An 11,540-nucleotide genomic window follows, 5' to 3' on the forward strand; every position below is an offset into this window, starting at 1 on the left:
CGGCCTCGTCGTGTCAACGCCTGCCGGTCGGGTTTTCTTCCCGAGAGGCTTGAGGACACTGGCAGCTGGCGGGCCTAGTTGCCCGTAACAATTCTCTCGGTTCGGTCGTACTTAGATGGGTGGCGCAGCTGGATTCGGGGCCAGTGCGATTGCCCGAACAGCGACCGGTTGCCACACATTGGTGATTGGCGCACGGGTCGGCGCGTCGCTATATCGAACGCCAAACAGTCGGAGCTTTGGAATGGCATTGGACATTGGCTATGTCAGCGCGGTCGGGGCGGGGGCCATCTCGTTCCTGTCGCCATGCGTGCTGCCGCTGGTGCCGCCCTATCTCTGCTACATGGCCGGCATATCGGTCGACGATTTCCGCGGCAATGCGGGCGCGACCGCAAGTCAGGGCGCACGCGGCGCGCTGCTCTACTCCTCGATCGCCTTCGTGCTCGGCTTTTCGACCGTGTTCGTCGCGCTCGGCGCCGGCGCCTCGACCATCGGCCGGCTGCTGCGCGTCTGGCAGGAGCCGCTGGCGATGGGCGCCGGGGTGCTGATCATCCTGATGGGCCTGAATTTTCTGGGCATCCTGCGCATCCCCTTGTTGTCGCGCGAGGCGCGCTTCCAGTCGCAGGGCAAGCCGGCCAGCGCCGTCGCCGCCTATGTCATGGGCCTTGCCTTCGCCTTCGGCTGGACGCCCTGCATCGGCCCGGTGCTGGGACCGATCCTGACGCTGGCCGGCGGTCGTGAAACCGTGGGCGAGGGCGCGCTGCTGCTCGCCGCCTATTCGCTCGGCCTCGGCATCCCGTTCCTGATCGCCGCGCTGTTCTCCGGCGCTTTCATGCGCTTCCTCGGCAAATTCCGCGTCCATCTCGCCCGCGTCGAAAAGGCGATCGGCGCGCTGCTGGTCGTCGCCGGCGTGTTTTTCCTCACCGGCGGCGTGCAGGCGGTGTCTTATTGGCTGCTGGAGAATTTTCCGCTGCTGGGGCGGCTGGGGTAAGCCTACTGATTAGAAGTCAGTTGCTCTTCCGTCTGCATCTCACCGGAATTTAACCGCATTGGTGCAGCATCGCGCCACTGCTAGCATGATTTGATTCCCAACCCTTTTCATATGGTTGCATTCATGAGCCAGAGAACCTGCCTGTCCGTCATCCTCGCCGCCGGCGAAGGCACGCGCATGAAGAGCGCGCTGCCGAAGGTGCTGCACCAGATCGCGGGGTTGCCGATGGTAGCTCATGTGGTGAAGGCGGCCGAGGCCGCTGGCGCCAGCGGCCAGGCGCTGGTCATCGGGCATGGCGCGGATGAGATGCGTAAGGCGGCGGCGAAATTTGCACCGAAGGCGGAGACCTTCGTTCAGGACAAACGCCTTGGCACGGCGCATGCCGTCCTCGCCGCTCGCGAAGCGATATCAAAGGGTTATGACGATGTCCTCGTCATGTTCGGTGATACGCCGCTGATCGATGCGGATGCCCTGACGGTGGCGCGACTGAAACTGGCTGAAGGTGCCGCTGTCGTGGTCATCGGTTTCCGACCGCCCAGCCCGACCGGCTATGGCCGGCTGATCGAAAAGGGAGGCAAGCTGATAGCGATCCGCGAGGAAAAGGATTGCTCCGAAGAAGAGAAGAAGATCGGCTTCTGCAATGCCGGCATGATGGCGGTGGCCGGCGCGCACGCGCTCAAACTGCTCGACGCCGTCGGGAACAAGAATGCCAAGGGCGAGTATTATCTCACCGATATCGTCGAGATCGCCAGTGCACAGGGCCTTGATGTCGTTGCCACCGAAGCCAGCTTCGAAAGTGCGCTGGGCATCAACAACCGCGCCGAACTGGCGCAAGCCGAAGCCATCTGGCAGGCGCGTCGGCGCCATGAGGCGATGCTGTCGGGCGTGACGCTGATTGCTCCGGAAACCGTCTATTTCTCGCACGATACCGAAATTGGCGCCGACACGATCGTCGAACCCAATGTCTGGTTTGGACCGGGTGTCAGGGTTGCCTCGGGCGCCAAGATCCATGCCTTCAGCCATATCGAGGGCGCCACCATTGCTTCCAATTGCGATGTCGGGCCATTCGCACGGCTGCGGCCGGGCGCCGATCTCAAGCAGAAGTCCAAGGTCGGCAATTTTTGCGAGGTCAAGCAGGCCGTTATCGAGGAGGGCGCCAAGGTCAACCATTTGACCTATATCGGCGATGCCCGCGTCGGCGCCGGGGCCAATATCGGCGCCGGCACCATCACCTGCAACTATGACGGCTATTCGAAATTTTTCACCGACATCGGCGAGGGCGCCTTCATCGGCTCGAATTCCTCACTGGTGGCGCCGGTCACCATCGGCAAGGGCGGCTATATCGCCTCGGGCAGCGTCATCACAGAAAGCGTGCCCGACGATGCGCTGGCCTTCGGCCGCGCCCGCCAGAAGACGATTCCCGGCAAGGCCAAGGAATTGCGCGAACGGTTTGCTTCCGCAGCGGCGGCGAAGAAAAAGGCGGCTGGCGCCGACCATTAGCGATTGGTCGACGGGGCTGCTTTCTCGCCGAAGCAATCGAAAAACCGAGCGATTGCAGTAACCGGATTGCAAGGGCGGGCTGTCATGGTGCATGCCTGCAGAAGCGTCCGTTACACGGGACGAAATGCAATGTGACTTTCGCGGCAGGCCGGCCACCCCTAAATAGCGCTGGTTTTCCATGGGCAATCGGGGACTGTCTGCATGTGCGGTATCGTTGGAATCGTCGGCCACTCCCAGGTTGCGCCGCTTATCGTCGATGCGCTGAAGCGGCTCGAATATCGCGGCTATGACTCGGCAGGCGTCGCCACCATCGAAAAGGGCGTGCTCGGCCGCCGCCGCGCCGAAGGCAAGCTGGTCAACCTCGAACGCCGGCTCAAGGACGAGCCGCTCGACGGCATGATCGGTATCGGCCACACGCGCTGGGCGACCCACGGCGTGCCCAACGAGACCAACGCGCACCCGCATTTTTCCGACGGCGTCGCTATTGTCCACAACGGCATCATCGAGAATTTTGCCGAATTGCGCGACGAGCTGATCCGCGACGGCTATTCCTTCTCGTCGCAGACCGACACGGAGGTCGTTGCGCATCTGGTGGCGCGGGAGCTCGCCAAGGGGCTGAAGCCGGTCGAGGCCGCGCACAAGGCGCTGAAGCGGCTGGAAGGCGCTTTTGCGTTGGCCATCATGTTCAAGGGCGACGAGGACCTGATCGTCGGCGCCCGCAACGGCCCGCCACTGGCGGTCGGCCATGGCGATGGCGAGATGTTCTTGGGGTCCGACGCCATCGCGCTCGCTCCGTTCACCAACTCGATCACCTATCTCGAAGACGGCGACTGGGCGGTGGTGCGCCGCGACAGCGTCGCCATCTTCGACATCGACGGCAGACAAGTCGACCGCAGGCGCCAGCAGTCGCTGTCGACCAGCTTCATGGTCGACAAGGGCAACCGCCGCCATTTCATGGAGAAGGAAATCCACGAGCAGCCCGAGGTGATCTCGCACACGCTGGCGCATTATGTCGATTTTGTCTCCGGCGTGTCCAAGCCGCTCGACCTGCCATTCGATTTCGCCAAGATCGGCCGCTTGGCCATCTCCGCCTGTGGCACTGCCTATCTCGCCGGCCTTGTCGGTAAATACTGGTTCGAGCGCTATGCGAGACTCCCGGTCGATATCGATGTCGCATCGGAATTCCGTTACCGCGAGATGCCGCTGTCGGCGAACGATGCGGCCTTCTTCATCTCGCAGTCCGGTGAGACCGCCGATACGCTGGCCTCGCTGCGCTATTGCCGCAAGGCCGGCATGAAGATCGGCGCCGTCGTCAACGTGCGGGAATCGACCATGGCGCGCGAATCCGACGTGGTGCTGCCGACGCTCGCGGGGCCGGAGATCGGCGTCGCTTCGACCAAGGCTTTCACCTGTCAATTGTCGGTGCTCGCGTCGCTTGCCGTGCGCGCCGGCGTGGCGCGCGGGGCGATCTCGACGGAGCAAGAGAAGACGCTGGTGCGAGCGCTTTCGGAAGCACCGCGCTATGCCAACCAGGTGCTGAAGCTCGAAGAGCAGATCGAACGGATCGCGCGCGAGCTGTCGCGCTACAAGGACGTGCTCTATCTCGGGCGCGACACCAATTTCCCGCTGGCCATGGAAGGCGCGCTGAAGCTCAAGGAAATCTCCTACATCCATGCCGAAGGCTATGCGGCGGGCGAGCTGAAGCACGGGCCTATCGCGCTGATCGACGAGAACATGCCGGTGATCGTGATTGCGCCACATGACCGCATCTTCGAAAAGACCGTGTCCAACATGCAGGAAGTGGCGGCGCGCGGCGGCAAGATCATCCTGATCACGGACAGCAAGGGCGCGGCACAGGTGAGCGTCAAGACGATGGAGACGATCGTGCTGCCGGATGTGCCGGAAATCATCTCGCCGATCATCTATGCGCTGCCGATCCAGATGCTCGCCTATTTCGCCGCCGTGTTCATGGGCACCGACGTCGATCAGCCGCGCAATCTGGCGAAATCGGTGACGGTGGAATAGGCACTCTTAAACAGGCGCCTTTAAAAACTTCGCAGTTCCAAACCGTCTTCCGGTTCACTAATGTTGCGGCGCAATCCGCGCGCCCGGTGAACCATGTCCGATGCTCCGAAGACCTCCGGCATGACCCGGCTGAGGAACTATTTCCTCACGGGCTTCGTCGTCTGCGCCCCACTGGCGATCACCGCCTATATCGCATGGTCGTTCATCGGCTGGGTCGATTCCTGGGTCAAACCCTATATCCCGGCGCGTTACAGCCCCGATACCTACCTGCCGTTCCCGGTTCCGGGGTTCGGGCTGATCGTCGCGCTGATCCTGATAACGCTGATCGGTTTTCTCGCCGCCAACATTGTCGGCCGCGCCATCGTCGGATTTGGCGAGCGCCTGCTTGGCCGCATGCCGCTGGTGCGCGGCATCTATGGCTCGCTGAAGCAGATTTTCGAGACCGTGCTGTCGAACAAGGGCGACATGTTCCGTCAGGTTGGGCTGGTCGAATATCCACGCAAGGGTGTGTGGTCGCTGGTGTTTGTCGCCAGCGAGAAGGAAACCGAGATCAATCAGAAGCTCGACCAGGAAGGCGATCCGCTGATCGCCGTGTTCATGCCGTGCACGCCGAACCCGACGACCGGTTTCCTGATGTATGTGCCCAAATCCGAAATCGTGCCGCTCGACATGACGATCGAGGACGGGGCCAAGCTGATCGTGTCGGCCGGGTTAGTGGCCCCTGAGGTAAAGACGAAATTGGTGACGCTGAACGGTGAGCCGATCAACGGAACCCTGGCCAATCCGCCGCTAGGCCCTCATCCGGCGCGCAGGAGCCGGACGGCCTCGTCGCGGCCAAACAAGTAGAGCAGGAGCCGCAGCGCCTCGCCGCGATCCGATTGCAGTTCGGGGTCGCGTGACAGGATCAGCCTGGCATCGTCTCGCGCGGCTTCGAGAAGGTCGGCATGCGCCTCGATCCGCGCCACCTGGAAACCCGGCGTGCCGGACTGGCGCGTGCCGAGCAATTCGCCTTCGCCGCGCAATTTCAGGTCCTCCTCGGCGATCAGGAAGCCATCCTCGGTCTCACGCATCACCGACAGCCGGCGTTTGGCGGTTTCGCCGAGCGGGTCCTTGTAGAGCAGCACGCAGGATGACTTGATATCGCCGCGCCCGACCCGGCCGCGCAGCTGGTGCAATTGGGCGAGACCGAATCGCTCGGCATGCTCAATGACCATGATCGTGGCGTCAGGCACGTCGACGCCGACCTCGATGACCGTGGTGGCGATCAGGATGCGCGTCTCGCCCTGCTTGAAGGCGCGCATCGCCTCGTCCTTCTCGGCACCCTTCATGCGGCCATGGACAAGGCCGATGCGGTCGCCGAACAGCGGCTTCAGCGAGGCGAAACGATCCTCGGCCGACATCAGTTTTATCTCTTCGGACTCCTCGACCAGGGGACAGATCCAATAGATTTTCTGGCCATCCGCGACGGCATCGAGCATACGGCCGACCAGTTCGTCGAGCCGTTCGAGCGGCAGCGTGACGGTGCGGATCGGCTGGCGGCCGGCTGGTTTTTCCGTCAGCTTCGACACATCCATGTCGCCGAAAGCGGTCAGCACCAGCGTGCGCGGGATGGGGGTCGCGGTCATCACCAGCATGTCTGGCGCGTCGCCCTTGGCGGTGATGGCAAGCCGCTGGTGGACGCCGAAGCGATGCTGCTCGTCGATGACGGCCAGGACCAGATCGTGGAAGCTGACCGTTTCCTGAAACAGCGCATGGGTGCCGACGACGATGTCGATTTCGCCGCTGGCGAGACCCGCCAGTGTTTCGACTCGCTCGCGGCCCTTTTCGCGGCCGGTCAGGATGGCGATGCGCAATCCGACCTTGGCGGCAAGCGGAGTGATCGTCGCCAGATGCTGGCGCGCCAGGATTTCGGTCGGCGCCATCAGCGCTCCCTGGCCGCCGGCCTCGACGGCGCGTGCCATGGCCAGGAGCGCCACGACCGTCTTGCCCGAGCCGACATCGCCTTGCAGCAGCCGCAGCATGCGCTCGGGGTCGGCGAGATCGGCGTTGATTTCGGCGAGCGCGAATTCCTGCGAGGGGGTAAGCGAATAGGGCAGGGCCGCACGCAGCTTCTCGACGATGCGGCCATCGCCGACGAGCGGTCGGCCTGACAGCCGTCGCACCTTTGCCCGCACCAGGGCCAGCGAAACCTGGCCGGCGAGCAATTCATCATAGGCGAGGCGGCGCCATGCAGCCCCTTCGACCGCGACATCGATCGGGTCGGCGGGATAATGGATGCGGGTCAGCGCGTCGCCGAAGGACGCAAAGCTCTGGCGGCGCATGAAGGCATCGTCCTGCCATTCCGGCAGGTCCGGCAGGCGGCCGAGCGCCTGGCCGATGGCACGGCGCAAAACCTTGCCGGACAGCCCCGCGGTCAGCGGATATACCGGTTCGACCAGCGGCAGGTTCTCGGCTTCATTGGCGAGTGCGATATGGTCGGGATGGACCATGGTCGGGCGCCCATTGAACCATTCCATGCGGCCTGACACCACGACATGCTCGCCCACCGGCATCGCCTTTTCGAGATAGGCGGCATGGGCATGGAAGAAGGTCAGGCCGATTTCGCCGGTATCGTCATGGGCGTAGACCCGGTAGGGCACTGATTTGTTGCCGCGCGGCGGCGGCTGGTGGCGGTCTATGCGCAGCTCAAGCGTCACGATGGCGCCTTCGGCCGCGAGTGCGATGCCTGGCCGGTTGCGGCGGTCGATGACGGTGTGCGGCAGCACGAACAACAGATCGCCGGCACGCGCTGCGCGATCGCCGAGGTCGGCCGCCACGACCTTCTCGATCAACGCACCGACCTTCGGTCCGATGCCGGCAAGCGAAGTGATCGGGACAAACAGGGGATCGAGGATGGAAGGACGCATGATGTCAGCTTATGTCGCGACGGCCGCAGCGCAAGGCTGACACCGCCCACTATCCACGCTATATGCGCCGCTTGAAGCGAGGATGCGGCACAATGACCGGAACGAAACGATCAAGCGAGGGTCTGGACGCCCATCGCCGCAAGCTGTTGTTCCGCTCCTGGCATCGCGGCATGCGCGAGATGGACCTCATCCTCGGCACCTTCGCCGATGCCGAGATAGGCACCTTGACCGCCGAGGAAATCGACCAATATGAGAGGCTCCTCGACATTTCCGACACCGAATTCCTGCCGCTGGTCACTGGCGAACGCCCGGTGCCGGCGGAGATCGACTGTGCCGTCCTGCAAAAGATCCTGGCGTCCCGCCGGACCATGACTTTCTGAACACAAGACTTTCTAAACACAAGCAATTCCAGGAAAAGTGAAGCGGTTTTCCCATGGGAATTGCGACAACCAAGACCGTGATTTGATGGCTCTCATTCCTACCATTGGCTTGCCGAAGGGCCGCACCGGCCAGTTCATCGTCGACGGTGTCGCCGATGGCTACGAGGCCTTCGCGCTGGTCCAGACGGCGCTCGAGATCGCACCCGACAAGCCGGTGCTGTTCGTGGCCCGCGACGGCCAGCGCCTGCCTTCCATCATCGAGGCGCTGTCCTTCGTCGCACCCGGCCTGCCCGTGCTGGAGCTGCCTGCCTGGGACTGCCTGCCATACGACCGTGTGTCGCCGGGTTCCGATGCCGCCGCCAAGCGCCTCGATGCGCTGACCGCCATGATCGCGCTGGCGAAGAAACCGCATCGTGCCGTCATTCTCACCACCGCCAATGCGTTGCTGCAGCGTATCCCGCCCGCGGAGCTTGTCGAGGCGCAGACCTTCCACGCCAGACCCGGCAACCAGATCGACATGAATGCGCTGATCGCGCGGCTGGAGACGTCGGGATTCGAACGCGTGCCGACCGTGCGAGGCATTGGCGAATTCGCGGTGCGCGGCGGCATTCTCGACCTCTTCGCGCCTGGCTGGACCGAGGCGCTGCGACTTGATTTCTTCGGCGACACGCTGGAATCGATCCGCGTCTTCGACGCCGCCACGCAGCGCACCACTGGCCAGCGCAAATCGATGGCGCTGCAGGCGATGAGCGAAGTGGCGCTGACGCCCGAAACCATCAGCCGCTTCCGCCGCGCCTATATCGAGGCCTTCGGCGCGCCATCGCGTGACGACGGGCTCTACGCCGCGGTCAGCGAGGGGCGGCGCTTCGCGGGCATGGAGCATTGGCTGCCGTTCTTCTACGAACGGCTGGAGACGGTGTTCGATTACCTGCCCGACGCACCCGTGGTTTTCGACCATCTGGCGCATGAGGCGCTTGCCGAACGTCATACGCTGATCCTCGACCACTACGAGGCGCGCAAAAAGCAGGCTGACGGGGCGCTCAAGGACGCGGTGCCCTACAAGCCGGTTGCGCCGGACCTGCTCTACCTCTCGCCGGAGAATCTCAAGGCTTCGCTTGGCGAGCGCGAGGACATCGACTTTACCGTGTTCGATGCGCCCGACGTAGGGGGTAAGAAAGTCTTCCACGCCGGCTCGCGGCATGGCCGCAGCTTCGTCGAGGAGCGTGCCGATCCGAACGTCAATGTCTTCGATGTCGTCGTCCGGCACATAGCCGACGAGCGCGCGGCGCGGCGCCGGGTCGTCATCGCCGGCTGGACCGAAGGCTCGCTCGACCGGCTTGGCCAGATCCTGGCCGAACATCATCTCGGCAATCTCAAACAGGTCGAGACGCTGGCCGAGGCCGAACAGCTCGAGCCAGGACAGGCTGCATTGGCGGTTTTGCCGCTGGAATCCGGCTTTGAGACCGACAAGCTGGTCGTCGTCGCCGAACAGGACATTCTGGGTGATCGGCTGATCCGGCGTTCGAAGCGCAAGAAGCGCGCGTCCGACTTCATTGCCGAGGCCTCGGCCCTGTCGGCCGGCGACATTGTCGTCCATGCCGACCACGGCATTGGCCGCTTCATCGGCCTGCGCACGATCGAAGCGGTCGGCGCGCCGCATGACTGCCTGGAAATCCACTATGCCGGCGACGACCGGCTGTTCCTGCCGGTGGAAAACATCGAGCTTTTGTCGCGCTACGGCTCCGACACAGCCGAGGCAACGCTGGACAAGCTCGGCGGCGGCGCCTGGCAGTCGCGCAAGGCCAAGTTGAAGCGGCGCTTGCTCGATATGGCCGGGCAACTGATCCGCATCGCCGCCGAACGGCAGATGCGCGCCGCGCCGGCGCTGGTGCCGGCCGAAGGCCTCTATGACGAGTTTGCCGCCCGCTTCCCCTACGAGGAAACCGACGACCAGCAGACGGCCATCGACTCGGTGCGCGACGACCTTGGCGCCGGCAAGCCGATGGACCGGCTGATCTGCGGCGATGTCGGCTTCGGCAAGACCGAAGTGGCGCTGCGCGCCGCCTTCATCGCTGCGTTGGAAGGATTTCAGGTCGCCGTGGTGGTGCCCACGACGCTGTTGTCGCGCCAGCACTTCAAGACATTCTCGCAGCGTTTCTCAGGGCTTCCCATCCGTGTCGCCCAGGCCTCGCGGCTGGTCGGCGCCAAGGAACTCGCCGAGACGAAGAAGGCCCTGGCCGAGGGGCAGGTCGACATCGTCGTCGGCACCCACGCGCTGCTCGGGTCGTCGATCTCGTTCAAGAATCTCGGCCTGCTGATCATCGACGAGGAGCAGCATTTTGGCGTCAAGCACAAGGAACGGCTGAAGGACCTGAAGAGCGACGTGCACGTCCTGACGCTGTCGGCGACGCCGATTCCGCGCACTCTGCAACTGGCCTTGACCGGCGTACGCGAACTGTCGCTGATCGCCACGCCGCCGGTCGACCGCATGGCGGTGCGCACCTTCATCTCGCCCTTCGATCCGCTGGTCATCCGCGAGACGCTGCTGCGCGAGCGCTACCGCGGTGGCCATTCCTTCTATGTGGTTCCGCGGATCAGCGATCTCGCTGAAATCCATGATTTCCTGAAGGAATCCGTTTCCGAGCTGAAGGTGGCGGTGGCCCATGGGCAGATGCCGCCTGGCGAACTCGATGACATCATGAACGCCTTCTATGACGGGCAGTACGACGTGCTTCTGTCGACCACCATTGTCGAATCCGGCCTCGACATCCCGACCGCCAACACGCTGATTATCCATCGCGCCGACATGTTCGGCCTGTCGCAGCTCTACCAGTTGCGCGGCCGCGTCGGGCGCTCGAAGGTGCGCGCCTATGCGCTGTTCACCCTGCCGGCCAACCGCAAGCTGACCGACACCGCCGAGCGCCGGCTGAAGGTGCTGCAATCGCTCGACACGCTGGGCGCCGGCTTCCAGCTCGCCAGCCATGACCTCGACATCAGGGGCGCCGGCAATCTTCTGGGCGAAGAACAGTCCGGGCACATCAAGGAGGTCGGCTTCGAGCTCTACCAGCAGATGCTGGAGGAAGCGGTCGCCGAGGTGAAGGATTCCGGCGAGGTGCAGGACGGCGGCTGGTCGCCGCAGATCGCCGTCGGCACGGCGGTGATGATTCCGGAAGGCTACGTGCCGGACCTGCAGCTCAGGCTGGCACTTTATCGCCGTCTCGGCGATCTCGAAACCACCGAGGAGATCGACGCCTTCGGCGCCGAGCTGATCGACCGTTTCGGCCCGCTGCCGGACGAGGTGAAGCATCTCCTGAAGATCGTCTTCATCAAGGCGCTCTGCCGCAAGGCCAATGTCGAGAAGCTCGACGCCGGGCCGAAAGGCGTCGTCATCCATTTCCGCAAGCGCGAATTCCCCAATCCCGTCGGACTGGTCAAGTATATTGGCGAGCAGGGTTCGCTGGCCAAGATCAGGCCGGACCATAGCGTGGTCTTCGCGCGCGATTGGCCGAATGCCGAAAAGCGCCTGGCGGGCTCGGCTGTGGTCATGACGCAATTGGCGAAGTTGGCGGAGAAGGCGGCCTGACTCGCCTTTCGGCCCGTCCTGGGGGCGTCAAGCCATTCGCCAGCACCGAAATTCCGGTCTAGAATAGGAAATCGGCTTCGTGTATGGAGCCGCCACCCCATTTAGGGGCTGGAAATGGCGGGCAAGGGTGTTCGCCGGAAAGAGCGTTGGGTGCAGCG

At 63.8% G+C, this 11,540-nt stretch carries 7 protein-coding genes; 6 read left to right on the forward strand and 1 reads right to left on the reverse strand.

Translation table 11 applies throughout. From position 1 onward, the window contains the following. Nucleotides 1-241 precede the first annotated feature (241 nt). The 4 genes from EN804_RS23655 (at nucleotide 242) to EN804_RS23670 (ending at nucleotide 5,359) form a co-directional block, all read left to right on the forward strand. On the forward strand, nucleotides 242-988 hold the full coding sequence (locus tag EN804_RS23655; RefSeq protein ID WP_135921504.1) for a cytochrome c biogenesis CcdA family protein: 747 nt from the start codon (nucleotides 242-244) through the stop codon (nucleotides 986-988). Nucleotides 989-1,111: 123 nt separating this feature from the next. Continuing rightward, nucleotides 1,112-2,488 carry a bifunctional UDP-N-acetylglucosamine diphosphorylase/glucosamine-1-phosphate N-acetyltransferase GlmU gene (gene glmU, locus EN804_RS23660; RefSeq protein ID WP_135864406.1) on the forward strand — a complete coding sequence of 459 codons (1,377 nt, stop codon included), beginning with the start codon at nucleotides 1,112-1,114 and terminating at the stop codon, nucleotides 2,486-2,488. 201 nt (nucleotides 2,489-2,689) lie between these two features. Beyond that, the gene (glmS, locus tag EN804_RS23665) at nucleotides 2,690-4,513 is read left to right on the forward strand and encodes a glutamine--fructose-6-phosphate transaminase (isomerizing) (RefSeq protein WP_135864408.1); all 1,824 of its coding nucleotides are present in this window, start codon (nucleotides 2,690-2,692) and stop codon (nucleotides 4,511-4,513) included. A 93-nt stretch (nucleotides 4,514-4,606) separates the two neighbouring features. Then, entirely contained in the window at nucleotides 4,607-5,359 is a 753-nt protein-coding gene (locus tag EN804_RS23670) for a DUF502 domain-containing protein (RefSeq protein ID WP_135864410.1), read from the forward strand. Here the strand turns inward: EN804_RS23670 and recG are convergent. After that, the gene (recG, locus tag EN804_RS23675; protein WP_135864412.1) at nucleotides 5,311-7,419 is read right to left on the reverse strand and encodes an ATP-dependent DNA helicase RecG; all 2,109 of its coding nucleotides are present in this window, start codon (nucleotides 7,417-7,419) and stop codon (nucleotides 5,311-5,313) included. The genes EN804_RS23670 and recG overlap by 49 nt on opposite strands. A 92-nt stretch (nucleotides 7,420-7,511) precedes the next feature. Between recG and EN804_RS23680 the strand changes: the two genes are divergently transcribed. Both EN804_RS23680 and mfd read left to right on the forward strand, forming a co-directional pair. Next, nucleotides 7,512-7,799: a succinate dehydrogenase assembly factor 2 gene (locus EN804_RS23680; RefSeq protein ID WP_135864415.1), complete on the forward strand. Its 288-nt coding sequence runs from the start codon at nucleotides 7,512-7,514 to the stop codon at nucleotides 7,797-7,799. Between the two features lie 85 nt (nucleotides 7,800-7,884). Next, nucleotides 7,885-11,382, forward strand: a complete 3,498-nt coding sequence (gene mfd, locus EN804_RS23685) for a transcription-repair coupling factor (RefSeq protein ID WP_135921505.1) — start codon at nucleotides 7,885-7,887, stop codon at nucleotides 11,380-11,382. Nucleotides 11,383-11,540 lie beyond the last annotated feature (158 nt).

The sequence above is a fragment of the Mesorhizobium sp. M8A.F.Ca.ET.161.01.1.1 genome (assembly GCF_004792105.1).
Lineage (GTDB): Bacteria > Pseudomonadota > Alphaproteobacteria > Rhizobiales > Rhizobiaceae > Mesorhizobium.

Excerpts from the sequence above, each read along its gene's own strand:
- EN804_RS23655 (WP_135921504.1), top strand. The coding sequence starts at position 242 with ATGGCATTGGACATTGGCTATGTCAGCGCGGTCGGGGCGGGGGCCATC.
- glmU (WP_135864406.1), top strand. The coding sequence starts at position 1,112 with ATGAGCCAGAGAACCTGCCTGTCCGTCATCCTCGCCGCCGGCGAAGGC.
- glmS (WP_135864408.1), top strand. The coding sequence starts at position 2,690 with ATGTGCGGTATCGTTGGAATCGTCGGCCACTCCCAGGTTGCGCCGCTT.
- EN804_RS23670 (WP_135864410.1), top strand. The coding sequence starts at position 4,607 with ATGTCCGATGCTCCGAAGACCTCCGGCATGACCCGGCTGAGGAACTAT.
- recG (WP_135864412.1), bottom strand. The coding sequence starts at position 7,419 with ATGCGTCCTTCCATCCTCGATCCCCTGTTTGTCCCGATCACTTCGCTT.
- EN804_RS23680 (WP_135864415.1), top strand. The coding sequence starts at position 7,512 with ATGACCGGAACGAAACGATCAAGCGAGGGTCTGGACGCCCATCGCCGC.
- mfd (WP_135921505.1), top strand. The coding sequence starts at position 7,885 with ATGGCTCTCATTCCTACCATTGGCTTGCCGAAGGGCCGCACCGGCCAG.